At 69.3% G+C, this 24,161-nt stretch carries 26 protein-coding genes; 15 read left to right on the top strand and 11 right to left on the bottom strand.

The window, feature by feature from the left end; all coding sequences use genetic code 11:
• Nucleotides 1-105: 105 nt before the first annotated feature.
• On the top strand, nt 106-318 hold the full coding sequence (locus AC0Z9V_RS07690; protein ID WP_133081165.1) for a helix-turn-helix domain-containing protein: 213 nt from the start codon (nt 106-108) through the stop codon (nt 316-318).
• Between the two features lie 199 nt (nt 319-517).
• Nucleotides 518-616 (top strand): 30S ribosomal protein bS22, encoded by a 99-nt coding sequence (locus AC0Z9V_RS07685; protein WP_003792170.1) that lies wholly within the window; start codon nt 518-520, stop codon nt 614-616.
• A 141-nt stretch (nt 617-757) separates the two neighbouring features.
• Here the strand turns inward: AC0Z9V_RS07685 and AC0Z9V_RS07680 are convergent, their stop codons facing one another.
• On the bottom strand, nt 758-1,570 hold the full coding sequence (locus AC0Z9V_RS07680) for an HAD family hydrolase (protein ID WP_133081164.1): 813 nt from the start codon (nt 1,568-1,570) through the stop codon (nt 758-760).
• 55 nt (nt 1,571-1,625) lie between these two features.
• Here AC0Z9V_RS07680 and AC0Z9V_RS07675 point away from each other — a divergent pair, with 55 nt between their 5' ends.
• Together AC0Z9V_RS07675 and AC0Z9V_RS07670 are read left to right on the top strand one after the other, a co-directional pair.
• Nucleotides 1,626-1,883 (top strand): glutaredoxin family protein, encoded by a 258-nt coding sequence (locus AC0Z9V_RS07675; RefSeq protein ID WP_133081163.1) that lies wholly within the window; start codon nt 1,626-1,628, stop codon nt 1,881-1,883.
• A 140-nt stretch (nt 1,884-2,023) separates the two neighbouring features.
• Nucleotides 2,024-2,731: a redox-sensing transcriptional repressor Rex gene (locus tag AC0Z9V_RS07670; protein WP_133081162.1), complete on the top strand. Its 708-nt coding sequence runs from the start codon at nt 2,024-2,026 to the stop codon at nt 2,729-2,731.
• 21 nt (nt 2,732-2,752) lie between these two features.
• Here AC0Z9V_RS07670 and AC0Z9V_RS07665 read toward each other — a convergent pair whose 3' ends face one another.
• Together AC0Z9V_RS07665 and AC0Z9V_RS07660 are read right to left on the bottom strand one after the other, a co-directional pair.
• Nucleotides 2,753-3,424 carry a hypothetical protein gene (locus AC0Z9V_RS07665; protein ID WP_133081161.1) on the bottom strand — a complete coding sequence of 224 codons (672 nt, stop codon included), beginning with the start codon at nt 3,422-3,424 and terminating at the stop codon, nt 2,753-2,755.
• 201 nt (nt 3,425-3,625) lie between these two features.
• Nucleotides 3,626-4,183, bottom strand: a complete 558-nt coding sequence (locus AC0Z9V_RS07660) for a YceI family protein (protein WP_133081160.1) — start codon at nt 4,181-4,183, stop codon at nt 3,626-3,628.
• Between the two features lie 159 nt (nt 4,184-4,342).
• Here AC0Z9V_RS07660 and AC0Z9V_RS07655 point away from each other — a divergent pair, with 159 nt between their 5' ends.
• From AC0Z9V_RS07655 to ccsB, 5 genes are read left to right on the top strand one after another with little or no spacing between them, the layout of a single operon-like run.
• A complete protein-coding gene (locus AC0Z9V_RS07655) occupies nt 4,343-5,020 on the top strand; it encodes a histidine phosphatase family protein (RefSeq protein ID WP_133081159.1) in 678 nt (225 codons plus the stop codon).
• A gap of 39 nt (nt 5,021-5,059) precedes the next feature.
• Complete coding sequence (locus AC0Z9V_RS07650; RefSeq protein ID WP_485141156.1) at nt 5,060-5,680, top strand: TlpA family protein disulfide reductase; 621 nt, start codon at nt 5,060-5,062, stop codon at nt 5,678-5,680.
• A gap of 33 nt (nt 5,681-5,713) precedes the next feature.
• Nucleotides 5,714-6,493 (top strand): cytochrome c biogenesis CcdA family protein, encoded by a 780-nt coding sequence (locus AC0Z9V_RS07645; protein ID WP_459267306.1) that lies wholly within the window; start codon nt 5,714-5,716, stop codon nt 6,491-6,493.
• A gap of 60 nt (nt 6,494-6,553) precedes the next feature.
• The gene (gene resB / locus AC0Z9V_RS07640; RefSeq protein ID WP_244185875.1) at nt 6,554-8,275 is read left to right on the top strand and encodes a cytochrome c biogenesis protein ResB; all 1,722 of its coding nucleotides are present in this window, start codon (nt 6,554-6,556) and stop codon (nt 8,273-8,275) included.
• The gene (gene ccsB, locus AC0Z9V_RS07635; protein WP_459267305.1) at nt 8,272-9,303 is read left to right on the top strand and encodes a c-type cytochrome biogenesis protein CcsB; all 1,032 of its coding nucleotides are present in this window, start codon (nt 8,272-8,274) and stop codon (nt 9,301-9,303) included. Before resB ends, ccsB begins: the two co-directional genes overlap by 4 nt.
• A gap of 464 nt (nt 9,304-9,767) precedes the next feature.
• On the opposite strand, the gene AC0Z9V_RS07630 is transcribed toward ccsB, so the two are convergent.
• Complete coding sequence (locus tag AC0Z9V_RS07630; protein WP_133081157.1) at nt 9,768-10,214, bottom strand: PLD nuclease N-terminal domain-containing protein; 447 nt, start codon at nt 10,212-10,214, stop codon at nt 9,768-9,770.
• Between the two features lie 30 nt (nt 10,215-10,244).
• Between AC0Z9V_RS07630 and AC0Z9V_RS07625 the strand changes: the two genes are divergently transcribed.
• Nucleotides 10,245-10,550, top strand: a complete 306-nt coding sequence (locus AC0Z9V_RS07625) for a DUF4229 domain-containing protein (protein WP_133081156.1) — start codon at nt 10,245-10,247, stop codon at nt 10,548-10,550.
• A gap of 132 nt (nt 10,551-10,682) precedes the next feature.
• On the opposite strand, the gene AC0Z9V_RS07620 is transcribed toward AC0Z9V_RS07625, so the two are convergent.
• The 6 genes from AC0Z9V_RS07620 to AC0Z9V_RS07595 form a co-directional block, all read right to left on the bottom strand.
• A complete protein-coding gene (locus AC0Z9V_RS07620) occupies nt 10,683-11,567 on the bottom strand; it encodes a 1,4-dihydroxy-2-naphthoate polyprenyltransferase (protein ID WP_485141155.1) in 885 nt (294 codons plus the stop codon).
• Nucleotides 11,568-11,618: 51 nt separating this feature from the next.
• The gene (locus tag AC0Z9V_RS07615) at nt 11,619-12,749 is read right to left on the bottom strand and encodes an AMP-binding protein (protein WP_485141154.1); all 1,131 of its coding nucleotides are present in this window, start codon (nt 12,747-12,749) and stop codon (nt 11,619-11,621) included.
• A gap of 7 nt (nt 12,750-12,756) precedes the next feature.
• Nucleotides 12,757-13,710, bottom strand: a complete 954-nt coding sequence (locus AC0Z9V_RS07610) for a 1,4-dihydroxy-2-naphthoyl-CoA synthase (protein ID WP_133081153.1) — start codon at nt 13,708-13,710, stop codon at nt 12,757-12,759.
• Nucleotides 13,711-13,771: 61 nt separating this feature from the next.
• Nucleotides 13,772-14,209 carry a VOC family protein gene (locus AC0Z9V_RS07605; RefSeq protein WP_133081152.1) on the bottom strand — a complete coding sequence of 146 codons (438 nt, stop codon included), beginning with the start codon at nt 14,207-14,209 and terminating at the stop codon, nt 13,772-13,774.
• A gap of 156 nt (nt 14,210-14,365) precedes the next feature.
• On the bottom strand, nt 14,366-15,232 hold the full coding sequence (locus AC0Z9V_RS07600; RefSeq protein WP_485141153.1) for an SGNH/GDSL hydrolase family protein: 867 nt from the start codon (nt 15,230-15,232) through the stop codon (nt 14,366-14,368).
• Entirely contained in the window at nt 15,229-15,660 is a 432-nt protein-coding gene (locus AC0Z9V_RS07595) for a hotdog fold thioesterase (protein ID WP_133081150.1), read from the bottom strand. The genes AC0Z9V_RS07600 and AC0Z9V_RS07595 overlap by 4 nt, the downstream gene beginning before the upstream one ends.
• A gap of 448 nt (nt 15,661-16,108) precedes the next feature.
• Here AC0Z9V_RS07595 and AC0Z9V_RS07590 point away from each other — a divergent pair, with 448 nt between their 5' ends.
• The 5 genes from AC0Z9V_RS07590 to AC0Z9V_RS07570 are packed head-to-tail and all read left to right on the top strand — an operon-like array spanning nt 16,109 to nt 21,850.
• The gene (locus tag AC0Z9V_RS07590) at nt 16,109-17,401 is read left to right on the top strand and encodes an ABC transporter substrate-binding protein (protein ID WP_133081149.1); all 1,293 of its coding nucleotides are present in this window, start codon (nt 16,109-16,111) and stop codon (nt 17,399-17,401) included.
• A 3-nt stretch (nt 17,402-17,404) separates the two neighbouring features.
• Complete coding sequence (locus AC0Z9V_RS07585; RefSeq protein WP_133081148.1) at nt 17,405-18,394, top strand: ABC transporter permease subunit; 990 nt, start codon at nt 17,405-17,407, stop codon at nt 18,392-18,394.
• Entirely contained in the window at nt 18,391-19,305 is a 915-nt protein-coding gene (locus tag AC0Z9V_RS07580; protein WP_133081147.1) for a carbohydrate ABC transporter permease, read from the top strand. The genes AC0Z9V_RS07585 and AC0Z9V_RS07580 overlap by 4 nt, the downstream gene beginning before the upstream one ends.
• Complete coding sequence (locus AC0Z9V_RS07575; protein ID WP_133081146.1) at nt 19,302-20,771, top strand: GH1 family beta-glucosidase; 1,470 nt, start codon at nt 19,302-19,304, stop codon at nt 20,769-20,771. Before AC0Z9V_RS07580 ends, AC0Z9V_RS07575 begins: the two co-directional genes overlap by 4 nt.
• A complete protein-coding gene (locus tag AC0Z9V_RS07570) occupies nt 20,771-21,850 on the top strand; it encodes a LacI family DNA-binding transcriptional regulator (protein WP_133081145.1) in 1,080 nt (359 codons plus the stop codon). The genes AC0Z9V_RS07575 and AC0Z9V_RS07570 overlap by 1 nt, the downstream gene beginning before the upstream one ends.
• On the opposite strand, the gene AC0Z9V_RS07565 is transcribed toward AC0Z9V_RS07570, so the two are convergent.
• Nucleotides 21,781-23,985, bottom strand: a complete 2,205-nt coding sequence (locus AC0Z9V_RS07565; protein WP_485141152.1) for a S9 family peptidase — start codon at nt 23,983-23,985, stop codon at nt 21,781-21,783. The two genes, AC0Z9V_RS07570 and AC0Z9V_RS07565, sit on opposite strands and share 70 nt — an antisense overlap.
• Between the last annotated feature and the right edge of the window lie 176 nt (nt 23,986-24,161).

Genomic DNA, 24,161 nt, shown 5'->3' with positions numbered 1-24,161 from the left:
TCCAGACAGCTCAGGACGACACGCCGGAGAGTCCCTCCAGGGGTGTCCTCCCCGATGCCGGTCTCAGGGTGAACAACAGCCTTCGTGCAAAGGAAAAGTGGTGAGATGGCAGACGGGAACAACTTCTCGGATGTGCAGTTCCTGACGGTCGCGGAAGTGGCCGAGCTCATGCGTGTCTCGAAGATGACGGTGTACCGGCTCGTCCATGCCGGTGACCTCCCTGCGGTGCAGTTCGGCCGCTCGTACCGCGTCCCCGAATCGGCGGTCGAGGCCTTCCTCCTCGCCGCGCAGGTCGAGGGCCAGTCCGAGAGCGCCTGAGGCCGGGTCCGCGCGTCCAGTCCGTTGTTCAAACGGATGTACCCTGTTAAGGAGCGTTTTGGGCGGGCCTAGGCCCGCTCGATTTATTGCATCATCCGGGCGACTGCCAGACGGCAGGTGCCGACGTCATGACCAGGGACGGCCTTCCGGCTACGAGCCTGATGCCGCCCTGGCAACAGAACAAGTTTGTGAGGACTCTATGGGTTCAGTTATCAAGAAGCGCCGCAAGCGTATGGCGAAGAAGAAGCACCGCAAGCTGCTTCGCAAGACCCGTCACCAGCGCCGCAACAAGAAGTAGGCAGGCGCCCGGCCACGAGCCGGGGTGTGCAGACCGGCCCGGATCCCCGCCCTCGAGGCGTCGGATCCGGGCCGTCGTCGTTCCCCGGCCCTGCGGATCGCGCAGAAGGCATCGCGCAGAGGGCAGAGCCGGGCCGCGGCGTCAGCGGCCCCGGAAGCGTGAGAAGCCGCGCCACAGGCCGTAGACGGACCCGACGAGCGTGGCGGCGCTGAGGCCGAAGGTGGCCGCACGCCGACCGCTGCGGAAGTCGTAGACGGGCCAGTTGTTGGCGCGTGCATGACGGCGCAGCTTCCTGTCCGGGTTGATCGCGACGGGGTGGCCGACAGCGGTGAGCAGCGGGATGTCGTTGTACGAGTCGCTGTAGCCCCAGCACCGTGCGAGGTCGAGGTGCTCCCTCTCGGCGACCGCCAGGACGGCAGCGGCCTTCGCCGAGCCGTGCAGGAAGTCGCCCACCAGCCGTCCGGTGTAGAGCCCGTCGATGACTTCGGCCACCGTCCCGAGCGCGCCGGTCAGGCCGAGCCGGCTGGAGATGACGGCGGCGACCTCCACGGGCGTGCCGGTCACGAGCCAGACCTGCCGGTTCGAGGAGAGGTGCTGTTCAGCGAGGGCGCGGGCGCCGGGCCAGATCTTCGAGGCGATCATCTCGTCGTAGACCTCCTCGCCGAGGGCCAGGATGTCCTCGTGGGCGATCCCGATCGCGAAGGCGAGGGCGGCCTCGCGCACCGCATCCACGTCGGTCATCGTCTCGCCGCGCATGATGAAGCGCAGCTGCTTCCAGGCCAGTCCAGCCGCGAAACGGAGGGTGAACGCCTTCCGCTGGTACATCTTGCGCGCTACGTGGAACAGGCTCGCGCCCCGCATGAGGGTGTTGTCGACGTCGAAGAACGCGGCCTCGCCCGGAGGCGGCGCCGGAGGCTCTGGGGAGGGCTGCGTGCCCTGGATGGCGTCCGGCATGCTCCGAGTCTAGTTCTTCGCTCCGCGGGCCTGCCCCTGCCAGTACGGTGGAGGCATGGAATCGACCGCTGACGCGCCGGGAAGCGGCGTCGTGCTCCTCACGCGCCCGGACTGCCACCTCTGCGAGGACGCGCGCGCAGTGGTGGACCGTGTGACCAGGGACCTCGGGATCGGCTGGCGGGAACTGTCCGTGACCGATGCCCCGGCACTCGGGCAGCAGTTCGCCGAGGAACTCCCCGTCCTGTTCATCGGTGGGGTGCAGCGTGACTTCTGGTCGATCGACGAGGCGAGGCTGCGCAGGCTGCTGTCCTAGGCCCTCCGGGTGCTGTCAGGGCGTGCCGGTCCGGCTTGGAGGCCCCGCGTCGTCGGCATACAGTGGTTCTACTTCCGCCCCGACGACGCCGGGGGACCAGGAACCACCGCCCGCTCGCGGTGGTGCTAGCAACGGAGCCGATGACAGTGACAACGCCGGACATGCCAGGCCTCCACCCCGTGGGTGATTCGTCACGCCATATCCCGCCCGCCTCGGTGGCCCGCCTGACCATCTATCTGCGGGCCCTCAACTCGCTGCTCGCCGAGGGGATCGAACGCGTGTCCTCCGAGGAGCTCGCGGATGCTGCCGGGGTCAATTCGCCCATGCTGCGCAAGGACCTCTCCTACCTGGGGTCGTACGGCACCCGGGGGGTCGGGTACGAGGTGCAGTACCTGAACCGGCAGATCTCGATCGCCCTCGGGCTGACGCTGGACTGGCGCGTGGCGATCATCGGCGCCGGCAACCTCGGCCGCGCGCTGGCGGGCTACTCCGGCTTCGTCTCGCGCGGCTTCGAGATCGTCGCGATCTTCGACGCCGACCAGCTCGTCGTCGGGTCCGAGGTCGGCTACCTCCGCGTGAGCGCCGTCGACGACCTCGAGGCCGTGCTGGAGCGGACCCGCACCAACATGGCGGTCCTGTCCGTGCCGGGCGCCGTGGCGCAGGAGCTGTGCGACCGCCTGGTGGACGCTGGGATCTCCAGCATCCTCAGCTTCGCGCCCGTGGTGCTCCAGGTGCCGCCGCACGTGCAGCTGCGGAAGGTGGACATGTCCACCGAACTGCAGATCCTCGCCTATCACGCGCAGCGGGCGCAGGAGACGGACCTCGATCCGATCTCCCGCGCCCAGTAGGTATCGCTGCGGAGGTCCCGCTCAGTAGCCGAGCTTCCTCGGTGCGAAGTAGGGCCGCGCGGGCTTCGCGTAGGTCAGGACGACGCCGGCCACGCCGAGGAGCATGACGATCACGCTCAGGGCGAGCGAGAGTCCTGAGGGCTGGACCGCGGCCTGGCCGGTCGCCTCTGCAGCCTGGCCCACGAGCGGGAGGAGGAGGAAACTGCTGAGGACGGACAGGACGTTGAGCCCTGCCAGCACGGTCGCAGTGATCCTCGCCCAGTTGTGGCCCTTCCTGATGAAGACGGCCAGCACGATGTACACGGCGGTGAAGAGGGCCGCGAAGACGATCCCCAGGCCCACGCCGATGGATGCTCCCGGAGCATCCGGCACGGGGGTGGTCAGGCCCGAGACGACGGACGCCACGAGGTAGAGGATGCCCGCCGCCAGGATGAGGTAGTACGCCCGCTGGACCTCCGTGGGTGCGGGACCCCTGTCCGCCGGGCCGGATCCCCCGGCGGGGGGCGTCGGGTAGGCGTAGCTGGAGGGCTGCGCCGACTGGTAGCCGTACCGGCCCCCACCGTCGCCCTGTCCGTAGGCGCCGGGCCGGCCGTGTCCGTCCTGGCCGGCACCGCCTGTGCCGGGCGCGCTCCACGGCTGTCCCTCGCCCTGCCTGTTGCCCTGCCCGTTCGGGTCGTCCTGTGGCGTGCTCATCGCTGCGTCCTCCGTTGCGGTTCGAATGTCCATCCACCCGCCGGAGCCCCCATGGACGTGCCTTTCGTGGATGCGGTCATCGTCAGCCTAGTTCGTCGGCCGCGGCCGCGGACAGGGGCCGACGGCAACGGCCGACGCCGTCCAGGGGACGACGTCGGCCGTGAGCGTGCTGCCGGCCGGCCCAGCGGCCGGGATGCGGGACTAGACCGTGACGACGGCGGGAGCCACGAAGGCGGCTTCGATGGTGATGGTCACCTTGTCGCCGACGAGGACGCCGCCCGCTTCGAGTGCTGCGTTCCAGGTCAGGCCGAAGTCCTTGCGGGAGATGGTGGTGGAGGCGGAGACGCCTGCGCGGGTCGCGCCGAAGGGGTCCACGGCCACGCCGTTGAACTCGGCGTCGAGGACGACCGCCTTGGTGATCCCGCGGATGGTGAGGTCTCCGTGGATCTCGTAGGTCTCGCCGGAGCCGGTGTGGGAGGTGGAGACGAAGGTCATCTCGGGGAACTGCTCGACGTCGAAGAAGTCGGCGCCCTTGACGTGCCCGTCGCGGTTCTCGTCGCCCGAGGTGAACGACGCGGTCCTGATGGTCGCCGTGATGCTGGAATCCTCGAGGGAGGATCCGACGGTGAGGGACGCATCGACGTCCTTGAACGAGCCGCGGACCTTGCTGATACCGGCGTGGCGGACGCTGAATCCGACCTCGCTGTGGGCGGGATCGAAGGACCAGGTGCCGGAGGTGAGGCCTGAGGGGACAGTCATGATGAACTCCTGAGAAGTGGTGGTGGCGACGCTTACAGTGGATAGAAGCATGCGTATGCATGTTTTATTCCACAAATCGGTGGAATGTTCAAGTAAATGTACCGGTGTCCACTGCGCCCCGATTGGCCGTCGTGCGGGGACATGCGGGAAACTGGACCCATGCAGCGAGCAACCGTCCACCTGGTGCGCCACGGTGAGGTCCATAATCCCGAGGGCGTCCTCTACGGGAGGCTTCCGGAGTTCCACCTCTCCGAACTGGGCCGCCAGATGGCCCTGCAGGTGGCGGGTCACTTCGAGCAGCGCCGCGACGAGGGTGCCGACATCGTCCACCTCGTGGCCTCCCCCCTGACGCGGGCCCAGGAGACCGCGCGCCCCCTCGCCGAGGCGCTGGGCCTGGAGATCGCCACGGATGAGCGCATCATCGAGGCCGAGAACCGCTTCGAGGGGATGTCGAGGATCAAGAGCAGGCTCCGCCAGCCGAGGTACTGGCCCCTGCTCGTCAATCCGTTCCGGCCGTCCTGGGGGGAGCCCTACGCCGAGCAGGCGGCGCGGGTGATGCTCGGGGTGCACGACGCCCGCCGCCGCGCCCTCGAACTCGCGGAGGGCGGAGGGGCGGACCGTCCCGCCGAGGCGATCCTCGTCAGCCACCAGCTGCCCATCTGGGTGACACGGCTCGCCGCCGAGCATCGCCGGCTCTGGCACGACCCGCGCCAGCGCGAGTGCACCCTCACGTCCGTCACGTCGCTCGACTTCGAGGGTGACTCCGTCCGCCGCGTGCGCTACGCCGAGCCCTGCGCCGACCTGCTGCCCGGTGCGGCGAATGTCCCCGGGGCGTAATAGAATTACTACACGTCGTAGAAATCATCGGAAGAAGCTGTGACACCAACCGCCCGTCCCCCGAAGCGCCGCCTCCTGCTCGAACTGGGCATGGCGCTCGCCGTCGTGCTGCCGGTTTCCCTGGTGGTCACCTCCTGTGCCGCCGAGGACCCGCTCGCACAGCAGGCCGCGGCCGGTGACGGCAAGAACTACATCGCAGGGGACGGCTCCGTCACGGAGTACGCGGCCGCGGACCGCGGTGAGCCCGTCGAGGTCTCCGGCACCCTGTTCGACGGGACGGACGTCTCGAGCGCCGACTGGGACGGCCAGGTCACCGTGCTCAACTTCTGGTACGCCGCCTGCGCACCCTGCCGGGAGGAGGCCGCGGACCTCGTCTCGCTCCACGACGAGTACGCGCCGCAGGGCGCAGCGTTCTACGGCGTCAACATCCGTGACGAGCAGGCCACCGCAGAGGCGTTCGAGCGCAGCTTCGGTATCCCCTACGCGAGCTTCGATGACAAGGACGGGGGAGTGCTGCTCGGCATGACCCAGTACGTCCCGCCGCAGGCCGTCCCCACGACGATCGTCCTCGACCGGGAGGGGCGGGTGTCCGCCCGGATCCTCGGACTGGCCGACCGCGGTACCCTCAAGGCCCTGATCCATGATGCCCTCGCCGAGTAGCGCGCCCGCCGCGTCCCGTCCATGACGGTGGCCATGGCCGGACACGTTCCCCTCGCCGCGGGGAACGCCTTCGCCGACGCCGTGCTCAACGGCTCCATGCTCCTCGCCCTGCCGGTCGCGCTCCTGGCCGGTCTGGTGTCCTTCGCCTCCCCCTGCGTCCTGCCGCTGGTCCCCGGGTACCTCGGGTACGTCACGGGCCTGACCGGCGTCGACCTCGAGAAGCAGAAGAGGGGACGGATGCTGGCCGGGATCGGGCTCTTCGTGCTCGGCTTCTCGGTCGTCTTCATGGCCTACGGGACCCTGTTCGGGCAGTTGGGCGCCTTCCTGAGGGTGTCCCAGGGGTGGCTCATCCAGGTGTTCGGCGTCGTCGTGATCCTGCTGGGCGTCGTGTTCATGGGCGGTCTCTCCTGGTTCCAGCGCGAGAGCCGCGTCCATGCGAAGGTACCCGCCGGCCTCCTGGGGGCACCCCTGCTGGGTGTGACCTTCGGGCTCGGCTGGGCGCCGTGCATCGGCCCCACGCTCGGTGCGGTGCAACTCCTGGCGATCTCCGGGAACGACGCGACGGCACTCAAGGGCGCGGTCCTCACGTTCGTCTACTGCCTGGGCCTGGGCCTTCCGTTCCTGCTGATCGCACTCGGCGTACGCCGCGGCATGGGGGCCCTCGCCTTCTTCCGGAAGCACCGGCTCCTGCTGCAGCGGGCCGGGGGCGGACTCCTGGTGCTCGTGGGCGTCCTCATGGTGACCGGCATCTGGAACTTCTGGATCACCCAGCTGCAGGACCTCCTGATCGGCAACGTGGTCCTGCCGATCTGACCACCGGTGGCATCCGCCGGACACGCACGCGAACAATCGACATCATTCGGAAAGGGCACAGTGAAGCAGGACGTCTCACAGGATACGAGGGACACGGCAGGCGCCCCGGGCGCCAGGGCCGACGTCGTCCTGCCCTCACTCGGCGTCTTCGGCACCCTGCGGTGGGCGTGGACGCAGCTGACCAGCATGCGCACGGCGTTGTTCCTGCTGCTCCTGCTCGCCGTGGCGGCCGTTCCCGGCTCGCTGTTCCCCCAGCGCCCGGCGAACCCCGCCGTCGTCACGCAGTACATCCAGGACAACCCGGACACCGGGCCCGTGCTGGACTGGTTCCAGCTGTTCGACGTCTACTCGTCCGTCTGGTTCTCGGCGATCTACCTCCTGCTCTTCATCTCGCTCATCGGCTGCGTGGTGCCCCGGGCGATCGCGCATCTTCGAGCCGTGCGCTCCACGCCGCCACGTACGCCCAAGCGGCTCTCCCGCCTGCCCGTGTACGGCACGCTCGAGGTTCCTGCCGACCGGGCGCGTGATGCCGGCCTCACGCCGTCGTCCGCCGCCGAGCAGGCCGCCGCGGTCCTGCGGAAGCGCGGCTACCGCGTCGACGTGCGCGATGCCGGGACCGACCGCCCCTCCGTCGGCGCCGAACGCGGCCTCGCCAAGGAGCTCGGCAACCTCGTCTTCCACACCTCGCTCATCGGCGTCCTGGTGTCGGTCGCCGTCGGCGGGCTCTTCGGCTACAACGGCCAGAAGGTGATCGTCGAGGGCGACAGCTTCGTGAACACCCTGATCGGCTACGACAGCTTCAGCCCGGGCTCCAACTTCTCCGACGACCAGCTGGAGCCGTACTCGATCCGGCTCGACTCGTTCGACGTGCGCTTCGACCGCGAGCAGGAGAGCCACTACGGCCAGCCGCTCGACTTCACGGCGAACGTCACCACGCAGGACGGACCGGGCGAGGACGAGGCGCAGCAGGTCCTCAAGGTCAACGCGCCGATCACCATCGGCGGCACCAACGTCTACCTGGTCGGCAACGGCTACGCGCCCGTCGTCACCGTGCGCGACGGCGAGGGGAACATCGCCCAGCAGGGCCCCGTCGTCTCGGTCCCGTCCGACGGCCTCTACACCTCGCTGATCGTCATCAAGGCCCCGGACGCGAAGCCGGACCAGCTCGGCTTCGTCGGGTTCTTCCTGCCCACCGCCTTCGTGGACGAGAAGGGGGTCTCCTTCTCGCGGGACCCGGACCCCTTCAACCCGCAGCTGAACCTGAACTCCTACTACGGGGACCTCGGGCTCGACGACGGGACGCCCGAGAACGTCTACGTGCTGGACACCGAGAACCTCACCGAGCTCAACAGCCGCAACAACGACGACGGCGGGATCGTGCTCGGCGTCGGACAGACGTACGACCTGCCCGAGGGCAAGGGTTCCGTCACCTTCGACGGGCTCAAGCGCTACGTCGCCCTCGACATCCACCACGATCCCGGCGAGCTGGGCGCACTGGTCTTCTCGACACTCGCGCTGCTCGGACTCTCGGCGTCCCTGTTCATCGGGCGCCGCAGGCTCTGGGTGCGCACCGGCGAGCACCCGGACGGGCGCCTCATGGTCGAGTACGGGCTGCTGGCCCGCGGGGAGGACCACCGCCTGCCGGCGGAAGGCGCAGCCGTCGAGAAGCTGCTGGCGGATCGCTTCTTGGTCCCCACCGGCAGCGCGGGGGACCATAGTCATCAGGACGCCGCACCGGCCGGCACGGGGCAGTCGCACACCAACGCAAAGGACAAGTCATGACACCACCAGTCAATGCCGAGCTCGGGCAGGTCAGTGAGCTCTTCATGCTGCTGGCCTCGATCGCCTACGTGGTGGCCCTGGTCTTCTTCGTGCTCGACCTCGTGAAGTCGAGCTCCACGATCGGCAGCCTCGAGACGCGGCTCGCGGACGAGCAGGCGGCGCCGGCCCGGTCCCTCGCGGGCGTGGGCGCACGAGGCGGGAGTTCGATCGCGGCAGCGGCAGGATCGCCGGCGACGGCGGACGCCTCGATGGACTACGGGTCGGGGCCCCGGCGCCGCTCAGCGCGCATCGCCGTCTCGCTGACGGTGCTGGCCGCCGTCGTCCACGGCGCCGCCGTCCTCACCCGGGCGATCGCCGCGCACCGTGTCCCCTGGGGCAACATGTACGAGTTCTGCACCACAGGTGCCTTCCTCGTCGCCGCCATCTTCCTCATCACGCTCACCCGCAAGGATCTGCGGTTCGTCGGTTCCTTCGTGGTGGGACTCGTGGTCATCATGCTCTGCGCCGCCACCGTGGGCTTCCCCACGCCGGTCGCCCGCCTGATCCCCGCCCTGCAGAGCTACTGGCTGATCGTGCACGTCTCCATCGCCGTGGCGTCCTCGGCGCTGTTCACCATCACGTTCGCCATGTCCGTGCTGCAGCTCCTGCAGACCTCCCGCGAGGCCAAACTCCTCGCCGGCAAGGCGGACACCGCTCGGTTCCTCCGCCTCGTGCCCTCCGCGCTGAGCCTCGAGAACCTGTCCTACCGGCTCAATGCCGTGGCGTTCGTCGGCTGGACCTTCACCCTCATGGCGGGTGCCATCTGGGCCGAGCAGGCATGGGGCCGCTACTGGGGCTGGGACACCAAGGAGGTCTGGACGTTCGTGATCTGGACCGTCTACGCCGGCTACCTCCACGCCCGTGCCACGCGTGGCTGGACGGGCACGCGTGCTGCCTGGCTGTCGATCGTCGGGTACCTCTGCATCGTCTTCAACTTCACGATCGTGAACATCTACTTCTCGGGGCTCCACAGCTACTCGGGAGTGTAGGCGCGGGCCGCGTATCGGCCGGTCGGAACGGGAGAGCCCCGCGGTGGATGCCGCGGGGCTCTCGCGTGTCCGGGAGCGCCCCTCCGGCGGGGGTACAAGCAGGGAGCATGGCGTGCGGCCGGGGTGTCCGTCGGTCGCGCCGTCGGTCCTGCCCGAAGGGCGGCTTCGGCTTCCGCCCACTGATGAGGTCCGATCCGCGGACATGATCGACCATGCCCACCGGTCGTTCGCGATCAGTGGGTGCTACGGGATCGGGCGCCGGCGCATGGGATGGTCCTCGCTGCCGCGCGACGTGTCGGACCTGCCTGGAGACCGCCCGCGATCTGTGGGTGCTACGGGATCGGGCGCATGGGATGGTCCTCCCTGCCATGCGACGTGTCGGACCTGCCTGGAGACCGCCCGCGATCAGTGGGTGCCAGGGCATTCGGCGGCGCCGCAGGGGCCTGGCAGGCGGACGCAGGGTGTCAGGGGTGGTGGGCTCCCGCGGAACCGGAGCCGGCGTCGTCGTTGCCTTCGCCGTCGTGCTTGTCGTCCTTCGGGGGAGTCTCCCGGCCGGCCTCGCCGGCCTTGGCCTCGCGTTCCTTCTGCTCCTGCTCGCGGCGGCGGCGCTCCTGCTCGCGGGCGCGCTGGCGGCGCTGCGCTTCGAGATTCTGGAGGAAGGCCGGATCGTCGTCCGGCGCGGTGGGCGTGCGGGGAGCCGGACGCCGCGGACCGGAGGGACCCTCGCTGCGAGGACGTCCGAACAGGAACCACATCCCGGCCCCGATGAGCGGCAGGATGAGGATGGTCACGAACCACGCCGTCTTCGAGATGCTCCGCACCTCGTGTTTTCGGCTCATGACGCAGTCGATCAGTGCATAGATGACGACGGCGACCCCCAGGATCGCGGCGAAGAGCAGGAGGCGGGGCATGCGCCAATTGTAGGCGAGTAAACTTGGAGCGTGGCCTTCCTCAAATTCACCGCCCTGCGCCTGCTGCTGATCGTCGTGTTCTACGTGGCGTGCGTGCTGCTGGGCCTCGGATTGTTCCTGTCGGCGGTGGTGGCCGCGATCCTCGCCTGGTGCGTGACGTACCTGTTCTTCCGCACCCTCCGGGACGCCGCCGCCGCCACCCTGCAGCGGCGTTTCACGCCCGGCGCGCCGCCCGTGCGGTCCGCGGTCGAGCTCGACGACGCAGCGGCCGAGGACGCACTGGATCCCAACACCCCGGTCAATGCGGACCGGAAGCCGCGCGGCACCGCTGCCTGACAGACCGTCTCGGGGCGCCGGCCGACGCGGGACATAGCGTCGGTCCCGGGGGACGACAGCCGCACGGCAACGCTGCCGAAGGCGGCCCGCCGGCACCCCGCCGGCACCCTCGGGCAGTCCGGCCGGCTCCGCCTAGGCGAGGACCGTCGTGACGATGATGCCTGCCGTGAAGAGGAGGCTGAACGCCAGGTTGATCAGGCCCGTCTGCTTCAGCACCGGGATCAGGCTCCCGCGCTTCTTGCCCGTGAGCATCAACCAGCTCGGCTGGAGGCACGCCGGGATCAGCAGCAGCACCAGCAGCACCCACGGGTAGTCGTAGCTGAGGAACAGGGGCAGCAGGACCGCCGCCGCGAGCATCATGACGTAGCTGATGCGGGCGGCCGGGTCACCGAGTCGCACGGCGAGGGTCCTCTTGCCCACCACGCTGTCCGTCGGGATGTCGCGGACGTTGTTGGCCATCAGGAGCGCCATGGCGATCAGGCCGGTACTCACCGCACCGATCCAGGCGGCGGCGCTGAGCTGGTCCGCCTGGGTGAAGGTGGTGCCGAGGGTGGCGACCAGCCCGAAGAAGACGAAGACGAACAGATCACCGAGGCCGAGGTACCCGTAGGGGTTCTTCCCTCCCGTGTATCCCCAGGCGGCCGCGATGCAGCCCACCCCGACCAGGAGGAGGATCCAGGTCTGGGCCAGGATCACCAGTGCCAGCCCGGCCAGCATGGCAAGGCCGAAGCACGCGAAGGCGGCGCGCTTCACCTGGCGGGGCTGGGCCACCCCCGATCCGGTCAGGCGGAGCGGACCCACCCGCTCGTCGTCGGTCCCGCGGATGCCGTCGGAGTAGTCGTTCGCGTAGTTCACGCCCACCTGCAGCAGCACGGACACGATCGCGGCGAGCACTGCGTTGAGCGGTTTGAAGGATCCGAGGCCGAACGCGGCCGCGCTGCCGATGATCACCGGTGCGAGGGCCATGGGGAGGGTGCGGGGACGGGCTCCTTCAAGCCATTGAGCGGCAGTCGCCACGGGAGGTTTCCTTCTGGTCGGGTCGGTGGTGCTTCTGGTGTCCTCGGACGCTCAGGCGCGTTCGAGGAGCGAGCGGACGGTGCGGCGGTCCGGCTTGCCGCCGGGCAGCAGGGGGAAGGCGTCGAGCGTGACGATGGACTTGGGGACGGCGTGTGCCCCGAGTTCGACGTGGACAGCCTGGCGGATCACCTCGGCGTCGACATCGCCCACGATCGCGGCCGCGACGGCAGCGCCCCATTCCTGGCTCCGGATACCGAGCACAATGGCCTGCTCGACGCCGGGCAGGGCCTGGATGACGTCCGACACCTTCATGGCGGAGACCTTCAGCCCACCCGTGATGATGACGTCGTCGAGCCGTCCGTGCACGGTGACGGCGCCGTCGAGTGCCACGTCCCCGGCGTCGTCCGTGACGAACCAGCGCCGCCCCGAGTTGAACACGAACTTCTCCTCGGTGAGGGCGGGCGCATCGAGGTAACCGTCGGCGAGGACCGCCCCGCCGATGCGTAAACGCCCGTCCACGGAGCGGAGCTCGACGCCGTCGAGCGGGGTCCCGTCGTAGACACAGCCGCCGCAGGTCTCGCTCATGCCGTAGGTCTCGACGATGTTCAGATCCTGGCTGCGCGCGAGGGACCGCAGGGAGGCCCCGGCGGGCGCCCCGCCGAGCAGGATGGCATCGAAGCGGCGCAGGAGCCTCAGCGTCTCCGGCGACGGATCGGCCAGCAGGCGGTGGAGCTGCGTGGGGACCAGCGAGGTGAACCGGACGCGGTCCGTCAGCTCGGCGGCCGCATCGGTGAAGGCCTCTGCGGTGAAGCCGGCGGAGGTGTCCATGACCCAGGGCTGGGTGCCTGCGTACAGGGAGCGGACGAGGACCTGGAACCCGGCCACGTAGTGCACGGGGAGGGTGAGCAGCCACTGGCCCTCGGCCTTCAGCGCGAACGCGGTGCCCATCGCCGAGGCAGCGAGCGCGTCGACGCTGAGCATCGTCTGCTTGGGTGTCCCCGTCGATCCCGACGTGCTGATGACGGCAGCGATCTCGTCGTTCGGCAGGGTGCCGTCGAAGACCTGGCCCGGCAGTACATGGGGCGCGACGGCGGGTCCCTCGCCCGAGAGTGCGGCGGCGAGGGGTTTCAGCAGTCCCAGCGGGTCGAAGCCCTCGGGGGTGTGCACGGGAAGGAGTTCCACGTGGCTCCTAGAAGTAGTAGGGGAACGAGGACCAGTCCGGCGCACGCTTCTCGAGGAAGGCATCCCTCCCCTCCACCGCCTCGTCGGTCATGTAAGCCAGGCGTGTCGCCTCGCCGGCGAAGACCTGCTGGCCCGCGAGTCCGTCGTCGGCGAGGTTGAAGGCGAACTTCAGCATGCGGATCGCCTGCGGGCTCTGCCGGGCGATGTCCGCCGCGTAGGCCAGCGCCGTCACCTCGAGTTCCTCGTGGTTCACGGCGTCGTTCACCGCGCCCATCTCCACCATGTCCTGCGCGGAATACTCGCGCGCCAGGAAGAAGATCTCACGTGCCCTCTTCTGCCCGATTTGCCGGGCCAGGAGGGCCGACCCGTATCCCGCGTCGAAGCTGCCGACGGTCGCATCGGTCTGCTTGAACCGGCCGTGCTGCGCCGAGGCGATGGTCAGGTCCGCCACGACGTGCAGGCTGTGGCCACCGCCCGCCGCCCAGCCGTTGACGACGGCGACGACGACCTTGGGCATGGTCCGGATGAGCCGTTGCACCTCGAGGATGTGGAGGCGCCCTGCACGGGCAGGATCGATCGTCTCCCCGGTCTCGCCTTCCGCGTACCGGTATCCGTCACGGCCCCGGATGCGCTGGTCGCCTCCCGAGCAGAAGGAGTGGCCGCCGTCGCGGGGGCTGGGACCATTGCCGGTCAGCAGCACGGTCGCGACGTCGGGCGTCATGCGGGCGTGGTCGAGGGCGCGGTACAGCTCGTCGACGGTACCCGGGCGGAACGCATTGCGGACCTCGGGACGGTCGAAGGCGATGCGTACGGTCGGGAGGTCGCGCACCACGGCGCCGTCGGCGTCGCGCTCCACCTGGCGGTGGTAGGTCATGTCCGCGAAGTCCTCGAAACCCGCCACGACCCGCCATCGGGTCGGGTCGAAGATGTCGGATACCTTGGCGGGCAGCTCTGAAGTCACCCGTCGAGTCTAGCGGCGGAACGGCGCCGACCCGTCCCGCCCCCGGCGTCGTACGGGGGCGTCAGGCGATACAGAACTCGTTGTCCTCGGGGTCGAGCATGACGTACCAGGCGTGCGGTCCCTGGGAGTGCCGTGCCAGGTAGCGGGCGCCCCGCGCCTCGAGCCGGGTCCGCTGCTCGTCCCTGTCGGCGCCGCCGAGGTTGATGTCCAGGTGCACCCTGTTCTTGGCGACCTTGGGTTCGGGGACCGGCTGGAACAGGATGCGCTCCCGACCGGCCCGGCCGACGTCGTCGGCCCGGCAGATCGCCGTTCCGTCCTTCCAGACCCGCTTGCCGCTGTGGACGATCACGTCCGTCTCGCTGGCGAAGCCCTCCGCGATCATCCGGTCGAGGAACGCTTCGTCGGTGGGTTCGACGACCCAGTCGAGGGTCTCCGCCCACCAGTCCGCCTGGGCGTGCGGGTCCGTGCAGTCGATCGAGATCTGGATGGAGAAGGGCATGGCGACAGGGTAGGCCCACCAGCCCTGTTTCTGAAGGGGCGGGCCGGCGGAAGGTGTCGGGGGAGCGTGCCGGACGTGCCCGAGGGGTGCGCGGTCGACGTCGGCGGCCGTCCTGGTGACTCCGCCGGACCCCCGCGGGCCCGGAGGACGGAGCCCCTAGCGCTGCAGTTGGGAGAAGTTCACGGCACTGCGTACCGCGGGGTAGTACCCGGACTTGTAGCCCTCCGCGGTGGGGTGCAGGTTGTCGGAGGCTCCTGCCCGGAAGGTGATCCAGGGGTCCGTGGAGCCGAGCCCGTGGCCCTCGAACTTCGGGACCAGGTCGACGAAGGTGAAGCCGTGCGTCTCGGCCTGGGTGCGGATCACGGCGTTGAGGGCATCGGTGCCCGCGTTGAACGCGGTCTGCGAGGCGATCGGGATGACCGGGGTCCCGAACTCGGGGGAGAACAGGTGGGGGTAGCCGGTCACGACCACCGTGGCATTCGGGGCCGCCGCGTCGATGGAGTCGTACAGGGCATCGAGGGTGCGGTCGAGCACGGGGAGCGCGGCGGCGTTCTTGGCCGCGATGAACTGTGCGCAGATCGCGGGGGACTGGGTCGCACACACCCCTGCGACCTCCCCGAAGCCAGCGTCGTTGCCGCCTGCCGAGATGGTCACGAGGTCGGTGTCCGCCGACAGTGCTCGGGCGGCGGTCGTGCCCGCCACCTGCTCCGGGAGGTCGACGGCGCCGCCCGGTTCCGTGACGACCTTCGCTCCGGCGCAGGTGGCATCGGCGACCAGGTCGACCTGCTTCTTCCCGTCGAGGATCCCGGGCAGTCCGAGTGGCGACTGGCCGCAGCCGTTGACGTACGAGCCGGCACCGAATCCGGACGCGTAGGAGTCACCGAGGGCAACATACGACAGGGGTGCCTTGGGTGCGGCTGCGGCGGGGCCGGCGGCCCCGCCGACCAGCGCCGCTGACGTCGCGAGAGCGAGCGCGACGAATCGGGTGGAACGGGTCCTGCGGGCACGCGTGGCGGAAGTCATGGCCTAACGGTACTCGCGGAATGCGGCTTGTCCAGGAGCAGGTTGGTGATGCGGAGGGTGCAGAGCCGCTGCCCGGCGTCGTCGGTCAGCAGCACCTCGTGCGTGGTCAGGGTGCGGCCGAGCTGGATCGGCGTGGCGGTGATCGTCACCGTTCCCTCGCGGGCGCCGCGGTGGTGCGTCGCGGAGACGTCCACCCCTACAGCAGTCTTCCCGAGGGTGGAGGCATGGATGACCGCCGCCCAGGAGCCCACGGCTTCTCCGACCGCGAGCGACGCCCCTCCGTGAAGGAGGCCGAAGGACTGGCGGTTGCCCTCCACCGGCATCGTCGCGACGACGCGCTCCGCCGACTGCTCCAGGATCACGACACCCATCTTCTCGTCGAGCTCGCCGAGCGTGATGGTCCATGGGGGGAAAGACTCCTGGTTCATCGCCTGTGAACTCCTCGTGGTCGGGTACCGGGTGAGCGCAACTCTAGCGGCGGCACGTCCGCCGGTACCGCCGCCACATAACAATAGGGTCACGTCCGATACCGTGATCGGCGTCTGACCTGCGGCGATAGTCCAGCTTTTTCCCATCCCGTTGCGGTGGAAGCGCTCCCACTTGACAGTGCCGTACGTCACAGTCAGGATGAGTGGCACGTCGTGAGAGCGCTCCCACCGGAACTGATCTGCCGGAGGACGGCGATCCCGCCGACATCATCATCCCGCGTCGGCGGCGGGCTCCGGGTGCTCCCGCAACCCGCCGCCGCCAACCCACCGGAGGCCGCCGACAAGGATCGGCCCCGGCCCGAACCCGTCCGGACACTGCGTCCGCCAGGGATGCTCACCCGAGTCCGCTGCAACCGGCGGCGGAATCAAGCTGACAAAGGAGTCAACCGTGCACAGCAGAGCACGCATCACCGCACTTTCCGCTACGGCGGCATGCCTCGCCCTGGCCCTCACCGCCTGTGGATCCGGCGGTTCGGACAACGCCGGAGTCGAGGGCGAGACCGGTACGGACGACGTCACCCTCTCCGTCGGGACGTTCAACGAATTCGGCTACGAGGAGCTCTTCGAGGAGTACGAGCAGCTCAACCCGAACGTCACGATCAATCACAAGAAGGCCGCCACCTCCAACGAGGCCCGCGACAATCTCACCACCCGTCTGGCCGCAGGGTCCGGGCTGTCCGACATCGAAGGCATCGAGGTCGACTGGCTGCCCGAGCTGCTCGAGTTCCCCGACCAGTTCGCCGACCTCACCGACCCGGCCGTCGAGGGCCGCTGGCTCGACTGGAAGACGGAAGCCGCCACCACGGAGGACGGACAGCTCATCGGGTACGGCACCGACGCCGGCCCCCAGGGCGTGTGCTACCGGGCCGACCTGTTCGAGAAGGCCGGGCTGCCCAGCGACCGCGAGTCCGTCGCCGCGTTGCTCGACGGCTCCTGGCAGGACTACTTCGACGCCGGTAAGGAATTCGTGGCCGCCAGCGACGGCGTCGCGTGGTTCGATTCCGCCGGCGCCACCTACCAGGGCATGATCAACCAGGTCCAGAACGCCTACGAGGACAACGACGGCACGGTGATCGCCACCGAGAACCCCGAGGTCAAGGACATCTACGAGCAGGTCCTCCAGGCGTCCGTCACGGACGGGCTCTCCGCGCACCTCACGCAGTGGGAGGACGACTGGGTGGCGAGCTTCCAGTCCGACGCGTTCGCCACGAAGCTCTGCCCGGGCTGGATGCTCGGAGTCATCGAGGGCAACGCCGAGGGCGTCGAGGGCTGGGACATCGCCGATGTCTTCCCCGGCGGCGGCGGCAACTGGGGCGGCTCCTACCTGACCGTCCCCACCCAGGGCGAGAACCAGGCCGAGGCGAAGAAGCTCGCCGAGTGGCTGACCGCCCCGGAGCAGCAGATCAAGGCCTTCGAGTCGAAGGGCACGTTCCCCAGCCAGGTCGAGGCGCTCGAGAGCGAGGAGCTGCAGGGACAGGTCGATCCGTTCTTCAACGACGCACCCACCGGCCAGATTCTCGCCAATCGGGCCACCGCCGTCGAGGTCACGCCGTTCAAGGGCCCCAAGTACTTCGCCATCAACGATGCGATGCAGCAGGCCCTGACCCGTGTCGACGTCGACGAGACCGATGACCCCGCCTCCTCCTGGGAGAAGTTCACCACCGCTGTGGGCGCTCTGTAGCCGATGGCCGTCACGGACCGGGTCCAATCCCCACCTCCCAACACGAATCGGCGGACCTCACGCGAGACGAGCGTGAAGCGCCTGGCCTTCTCCCAGAAGGTGTCGAAGTGGGACGTCAAGCTGTCTCCGTATCTCTACATCTCACCGTTCTTCCTGCTCTTCGCCATCACGGGCCTGTTCCCCCTGCTCTACACGGCATGGGTCTCGCTCCACAGCTGGAACCTCATCGGGGGCCAGGGCGATTTCACGGCACTGGAGAACTACGAGTTCGTGCTCGCGCAGCCGTTCTTCTGGAACGCGGTAGGCAATACGTTCAGCATCTTCCTCCTCTCGTCCGTCCCGCAGGTCGTCCTCGCCATCGCCATCGCCGCGGTGCTCGACGCCAACCTGCGGGCCAGGACGTTCTGGCGGATGGGCGTCCTCGTCCCCTTCGTGGTGGCCCCCGTGGCCGTAGGGTTGATCTTCAACAACCTCTTCGCTGACCAGGCAGGCCTGTTCAACGAGCTGTTGACGGGGATAGGGCTGGACCCGGTCCGCTGGCACTCCGATTCACTCGCCAGCCACGCGGCGATCGCGACCATGGTGAACTTCCGGTGGACCGGGTACAACGCGCTGATCTTCCTCGCCGCCATGCAGGCCATCCCCCGGGACGTCTACGAGGCGGCGACCATCGACGGCGCCGGACGCCTCCGGCAGTTCTTCTCCGTCACCGTGCCGATGCTGCGCCCCACCATCATCTTCGTGGTCATCACCGCCACCATCGGCGGCCTGCAGATCTTCGACGAGGCCCGGGTCTTCGACCAGGCGGGTCTCGGCGGGGCGGACCGGCAATGGCAGACGCTGACCATGTACATCTGGGAGCTCGGCTGGGGCCAGCGCAACTTCGGCAGGGCCTCGGCGGTCGCCTGGCTCCTGTTCCTGATCATCGTCGTGATCGCGATGGCCAACTTCCTCATCACCCGCCGCATCGCGAACCAGGGAGGCCGACGATGAGCTCCATCCCCATGATCGAGCAGACCGCAGGGAAGGGCGCGGCCCGCGCCGCCCAGCGGGGCCTCGGCGCGCGACGCCGAGGCGCGCCCGGCGGAACCATGCGCCGTCCCGGGTTCCTCACCTACGGGTTCCTCGGCGCGGTCATCCTCGGTTCGGTGTTCCCGCTCTGGTGGTCCTTCCTGGTCGGCAGCCATGACAGCTCCGTCATCAGCAAGGGCGTGCCGATGATCCCGGGCGGCAACTTCCTGGCCAACGCGGCATCGGTCCTGGACAGCATCCCGTTCTGGAAGGCGCTCAGCAACAGCATCATCGTCTCCACCGTCACGGCGGCGTCCGTGGTGCTGTTCTCCACCCTCGCCGGCTTCGCCTTCGCCAAGCTCCGCTTCCGGGGCAGCAAGGGTTTGCTGGTGTTCGTGATCGCCACGATGGCGGTGCCCACCCAGCTCGGCGTGGTGCCGCTGTTCATCGTGATGGCGAAGCTCGGCTGGACCGGCTCGCTCTGGGCCGTCATCGTGCCCGGCATCGTGACGGCGTTCGGCGTCTTCTGGATGACCCAGTACCTGCGGGATGCCCTGCCGGACGAGCTCATCGAGGCCGTCCGGATCGACGGTGCCTCCATGATCCAGGCCTTTTGGTACGTTGGTCTCCCCGCGGCCCGACCGGCTGCGGCGATGCTCGCGCTGTTCACGTTCGTCGCCACCTGGACGAACTTCTTCTGGCCGTTCATCGTGCTGGATCCGTCCAACCCCACCCTCCCGGTGGCGCTGCAGCTGCTCCAGGCCGCGCACTTCGTCGATTACTCGATCGTGCTCGCCGGAGCGGTGCTCTCCACCATCCCGCTCCTGCTCCTCTTCGCCGTGGCGGGACGTCAACTCGTTTCAGGAATCATGCAAGGAGCAGTCAAAGGATGAGCAGCACCGACATCACCTTCCCCGAGGGTTTCCTCTGGGGAGCGGCGACAGCCGCCTACCAGATCGAGGGCGCCGCCCGGGAAGGCGGCAGGGGACCCTCCATCTGGGACACCTTCACCCGTGTCCCCGGAGCCGTGGCGGATGCACACAACGGCGACGTGGCCTGCGACCACTACCACCGGTCGGCCGACGACGTCGCACTGATGAAGAGCCTCAACCTGCAGGCCTACCGCTTCTCGACCTCGTGGTCGCGCTGCATGCCGGACGGGGTGACCCCGAACATCGAGGGCATCCGCTTCTACTCCACCCTCGTGGACCAGCTCATCGAAGCCGGCATCAAGCCATGGCTCACCCTGTACCACTGGGACCTGCCGCAGGCACTCGAGGACGAGGGCGGCTGGACGAACCGGGAGACGGCCTACCGGTTCGCGGAGTACGCGGCGGTCATGCACGAGGCGCTCGGTGACCGCGTCCGCATCTGGACCACCCTCAACGAGCCCTGGTGCGCGGCGTTCCTCGGCTACGCAGCCGGCGTGCACGCACCCGGACGGCAGGAGCCCACGGCAGCCCTCGCCGCTGCCCATCACCTGCTCCTCGGGCACGGACTCGCGACGCAGGAGCTCCGCCGACGCGACGCGGACGCGACGCTCGGCATCACGCTCAACTTCACGGTTGCCGATCCGCTCGATCCTTCCAGCGAGGCGGACCGCGACGCCGCGCGCCGGATCGACGGGCAGTTCAACCGCATCTTCGTCGATCCCGTGCTGCGCGGCGAGTACCCGGAGGACCTCCTCCGGGACGTCGAGCACCTCGGCCTGACGGATGCGATCCGGGACGGCGACCTCGCGATCATCGCAACGCCGATCGACGTCCTGGGCGTGAACTACTACCACGGCGAGGCCGTGACGAAGACGCCGTCGGACGAGGCCGCGCCCCAGGAGGGCCATGCCCCCCTCGAACGCCCGGTCTCCTCGCCCTACGTCGCCGCGCACGGCGTGCGCTCCGTCCCGCGCGGCCTGCCGGTCACCGCGATGGACTGGGAGGTTCAGCCCGAGGGCCTCCGCCGCCTGCTCAACCGGCTGCAGGACGAGTACACCGGGCCCGCGGGCATCCCCCTCTACATCACCGAGAACGGCGCGGCGTACGACGACACCGCGGACGGGTCCGGCTTCGTGGACGACCAGGATCGCCTCGCGTTCTTCGATGTCCACGTCCGCGCCATGAAGGACGCGATCGACGACGGCGTCGACCTGCGCGGCTACCTCGCCTGGTCGCTCATGGACAACTTCGAGTGGGCCTGGGGGTACCACCAGCGGTTCGGTCTGGTGCGCGTGGATTACGAGACCCAGGAACGGACGCCGAAGGCGAGTGCCCTCTGGTACGCGCGGCTCGCGGCCTCGAACCAGCTGCCGGAGCGCCCGTCGTCGCCGGACGCCGAGAAGGCCGGTGCCGTATTGTCGAGGTGATGAACACGTCGCCGCCCCGGTCGCTGCGCCCGACCACGGCCCGCCCGAGCCCCACGCTCGAGGACCTCGCCGTGGCGGCCGGGGTGTCGCGGTCCACGGCGTCCCGGGCCATCAACGGCGGCGATCGGGTCAGCCCCGAGGCGCAGGCGGCCGTGGACCGGGCCGTCGTCGCCCTCGGGTACATCCCGAACCGTGCGGCTCGCAGCCTGGTGACCCGCCGGACCTCCTCGATCGCCCTGGTGATCCCCGAGCCGGACGTCCGCGTCATGATGGATCCCTTCTTCGCCGTCGTCATCACCGGCATCACGGAGGCGCTCCGGGAGACCGACGTCCAACTGGTGCTGCTGATGTCGCGGACCGAGGACGACTCGTCCCGCACCCTGCGCTACCTGCGGGGCGGGCACGTCGACGGCGCGATCGTGGTCTCGCACCACAAGGCCGATTCCTGGGCCAGATCGCTGGCCGAGACCGGCCTTCCCACCATCTTCATCGGACGGCCGTGGGACATGGCGTTCGACGTCACCTATGTGGATACCGACAACGTCGGGGGCGGGCGCCTGGCCGCCCAGCACCTCGCGGGTATCGGGCGACGGCGCCTCGCCACGGTCGCCGGCCCCGCGGACATGACCGCCGCCGTCGACCGCCTCCGCGGCTGGCGAGCCGGTCTCGCCGACGCAGGGCTTCCCGACGGTCCCGTGGTCCACGCGGACTTCACCACGGACGGCGGCGCGGCCGCGGCTCGCCGGCTGCTCGCCGAGCACCCCGAGATCGACGGGATCTTCGCGGCCTCGGACCTCATGGCGCTCGGCGTGCTCGACGTCGTCCAGGCGGCGGGCAGGACGGTCCCGGGGGACATCGCGCTGGTCGGCTACGACAACCATGCCGTGGCGGAGACCGCGCCGACACCCCTGACCACCATCACCCAGCCCATGGTCCGGATGGCCGTGAAGGCCGGCACCATGCTGCTCGAGGAGATCGAGGCCCCGGGCTCGCACCCGGAGCCCGTCATCTACACCACGGAGCTGGTGGAGCGCGCCAGCACCGCGGTGGCGCCCACCGCGTCCGCGGCGAACGCGTAGTCCCAGGCCACGTCGCGCCAGCGGGAGTAGCGTCCGCTCGCTCCACCGTGGCCGCCGTCCATCTCGGTCTTGAGGACGATCGGCTCGCTGCCGGTCGTCGTCTCGCGGAGCTGCGCCACCCACTTGGCGGGCTCGACGTAGAGCACCCGGGTGTCGTTGAAGCTGGTGACCGCCGCGATGCGCGGATAGGCCACGGGGCGGACGTTCTCGTAGGGCGTGTACTCCTTCATGTAGCGGTACACCTCCGCATCGGTGATGGGGTTCCCCCACTCCTCCCACTCGAGCGCCGAGAGGGGCAGCTCGGGATCGAGGATCGTGGTCAGGGCGTCGACGAACGGCACCTGCGCGACGATGGCCCGGTACTTCTCGGGTGCGAGGTTCGCGACGGCGCCCATGAGCAGCCCGCCCGCCGATCCGCCCATGGCCGCGATGCGGCCGGCGTCCACCCAGCCCGAGTCGGCGAGGTACGTGGTGGCGTCCACGAAATCGGTGAAGGTGTTCTTCTTCGCGAGCTTCTTGCCCTGGTCGTACCAGCTGCGACCCATCTCGCCGCCGCCGCGGATGTGCGCGGTGACGTAGATGATGCCCCGATCCAGCAGCGACAGCCTGGCGATCGAGAACGCAGGGTCCATACTCGCCTCGTAGCTGCCGTAGGCGTAGATGACGGCGGGGTTCGTACCGTCCTGGGACAGTTCCGCACGGCGGACGACCGAGAGCGGGATCAGGGTGCCGTCCGCGGCCGGCGCCCACTGGCGCTCCGCGACGTAGGAGGCGGGGTCGTAGCCGCCGCGCACCTCCGTCTCCTTGCGGAGTGCCAGCGTACCGTCCTCGAGGACGTAGTCGTACACGCGCGGCGGCGTGAGGTAGGAGGCGTAGGACAGCCGGATGATCGGGGAGTCGAACTCGGCGTTGGCGAGGTTGCTCGTGAACAGCTCCTCGTCGAAGTCCGGTTCCGTCGGCTGCCCCTGGTCCGGCGTCCCCAGGCCGGCGAGGGGAAGGACCTGCACCCGTTCGATCGTGTCCTTCCGCACCGACAGCACCACGTGCGTGCGGGTGACCGTGAGGCCGTTGACGCGCACAGCGTCGTCGTGGGCGAGCACCGTCGTCCACTCCTGGTCGGCGAGCGGCCTGGCGAATTCGGACGCCGCCACGAGGCTCACCATGGAGTTCTTCGCGTCGCGGTCGTGGGTCAGCAGGTAGTGCGGCACGCCCGCGATGGTGACCGGCTCGGCGTCGTACAGGATGCGCTCGTCGCGGGGGACCAGCGTGGTGAGCCCGGCCCCGGGATCCGCGAGGTCCAGGACACGGTACTCGCTGTACTCGGAACACCCGATGCTGATGAGGAGCTGCGTGCGGTCGGCCGACACCTCGAAGCCGGTCCACATCGCGACGTCGTCCTCCTGGTAGACGACGGCGTCCTCCTCGACCGGCGTGCCCAGGGTGTGCACCCGCACCTGGTAGGGGCGCCAGGAGTCGTCGACGACGGTGTAGTAGACGCGCGTCCCGTCGGGGGCGAAGGACAGTCCGTAGAAGACGTTCGGCACCTCGTCGGGGAGGAGCTCGCCCGTTCCGAGGTCCTTGATGCGCAGCGTGAAGCGCTCGTCACCCGCGTTGTCCTCACTGTACGCGAGCAGCGTGCCGTCCTCCGTGACGGACAGGCCGCCGAGGGAGAAGAAGGGCTTGCCCTCGGCGAGTTCGTTGCCGTCGAGGAGGATCTGTTCGCCCTCGACGGGCCGGCCGGGAACCACCTCGGGCGGCGTCCAGTCGCGGCCGAGATCCCCGGTGTCCTCCGCGGCCACGCGGCACTGGATGCCGTACTGCTTCCCCTCCTCGGTGCGCGAATAGTACCACCACCCCTTCTTGCGGGCGGGGACGGAGAGGTCGGTCTCCTGCGTGCGTTCCTTGATCTCGCCGAAGATGGCCTCGCGGAGCGGTTCCTGGTGGCGCGTGACGGCCTCCGCGTACCGGTTCTCGCGCTGGAGGTAGTCGATCAGCTCGGGGCTCTCCTTGTCGCGCATCCACTCGTAGGAGTCGACGAAGGTGTCGCCATGGTGCGTGCGCACATGGGGCACCTTGCTGGCCGGGGGCGGGACGGGGACGACGAGTGCGGTGGCATCAGCGGTCATGGTTCCCATCTTGCCACCGGCGCCACTGCCGCCAGGGCCCCACCGACCCCCGGGGGAGCCCTCCACCGTCCCTCCGCAGCCCCTTCGGGTGCCGCGCCGGCGCGTCCGGGAGCGGCCGGTTGACCCGGCCGGACGGGCGTGCAATTCTGGAGCAGGCTTTTACAGAACGAACGTTCGGTAATTCG

It is taken from the genome of Arthrobacter sp. UYP4, from assembly GCF_057291175.1.
Note: the sequence above shows the minus strand (reverse complement) of the source record. Positions and strands in the feature narration are given on the sequence as shown.

Bases quoted from the DNA above. Each gene is read 5' to 3' on its own strand.
- AC0Z9V_RS07645 (WP_459267306.1), top strand. From the start codon at position 5,714: ATGGCCGGACACGTTCCCCTCGCCGCGGGGAACGCCTTCGCCGACGCC.
- AC0Z9V_RS07670 (WP_133081162.1), top strand. From the start codon at position 2,024: ATGACAGTGACAACGCCGGACATGCCAGGCCTCCACCCCGTGGGTGAT.
- AC0Z9V_RS07665 (WP_133081161.1), bottom strand. From the start codon at position 3,424: ATGAGCACGCCACAGGACGACCCGAACGGGCAGGGCAACAGGCAGGGC.
- AC0Z9V_RS07605 (WP_133081152.1), bottom strand. From the start codon at position 14,209: ATGCCCTTCTCCATCCAGATCTCGATCGACTGCACGGACCCGCACGCC.
- AC0Z9V_RS07690 (WP_133081165.1), top strand. From the start codon at position 106: ATGGCAGACGGGAACAACTTCTCGGATGTGCAGTTCCTGACGGTCGCG.
- AC0Z9V_RS07565 (WP_485141152.1), bottom strand. From the start codon at position 23,985: ATGGGAACCATGACCGCTGATGCCACCGCACTCGTCGTCCCCGTCCCG.
- AC0Z9V_RS07595 (WP_133081150.1), bottom strand. From the start codon at position 15,660: ATGAACCAGGAGTCTTTCCCCCCATGGACCATCACGCTCGGCGAGCTC.
- AC0Z9V_RS07630 (WP_133081157.1), bottom strand. From the start codon at position 10,214: ATGCCCCGCCTCCTGCTCTTCGCCGCGATCCTGGGGGTCGCCGTCGTC.
- AC0Z9V_RS07680 (WP_133081164.1), bottom strand. From the start codon at position 1,570: ATGCCGGACGCCATCCAGGGCACGCAGCCCTCCCCAGAGCCTCCGGCG.
- AC0Z9V_RS07575 (WP_133081146.1), top strand. From the start codon at position 19,302: ATGAGCAGCACCGACATCACCTTCCCCGAGGGTTTCCTCTGGGGAGCG.
- ccsB (WP_459267305.1), top strand. From the start codon at position 8,272: ATGACACCACCAGTCAATGCCGAGCTCGGGCAGGTCAGTGAGCTCTTC.
- AC0Z9V_RS07675 (WP_133081163.1), top strand. From the start codon at position 1,626: ATGGAATCGACCGCTGACGCGCCGGGAAGCGGCGTCGTGCTCCTCACG.
- AC0Z9V_RS07660 (WP_133081160.1), bottom strand. From the start codon at position 4,183: ATGACTGTCCCCTCAGGCCTCACCTCCGGCACCTGGTCCTTCGATCCC.
- AC0Z9V_RS07585 (WP_133081148.1), top strand. From the start codon at position 17,405: ATGGCCGTCACGGACCGGGTCCAATCCCCACCTCCCAACACGAATCGG.
- AC0Z9V_RS07600 (WP_485141153.1), bottom strand. From the start codon at position 15,232: ATGACTTCCGCCACGCGTGCCCGCAGGACCCGTTCCACCCGATTCGTC.
- AC0Z9V_RS07655 (WP_133081159.1), top strand. From the start codon at position 4,343: ATGCAGCGAGCAACCGTCCACCTGGTGCGCCACGGTGAGGTCCATAAT.
- AC0Z9V_RS07580 (WP_133081147.1), top strand. From the start codon at position 18,391: ATGAGCTCCATCCCCATGATCGAGCAGACCGCAGGGAAGGGCGCGGCC.
- AC0Z9V_RS07570 (WP_133081145.1), top strand. From the start codon at position 20,771: ATGAACACGTCGCCGCCCCGGTCGCTGCGCCCGACCACGGCCCGCCCG.
- AC0Z9V_RS07685 (WP_003792170.1), top strand. From the start codon at position 518: ATGGGTTCAGTTATCAAGAAGCGCCGCAAGCGTATGGCGAAGAAGAAG.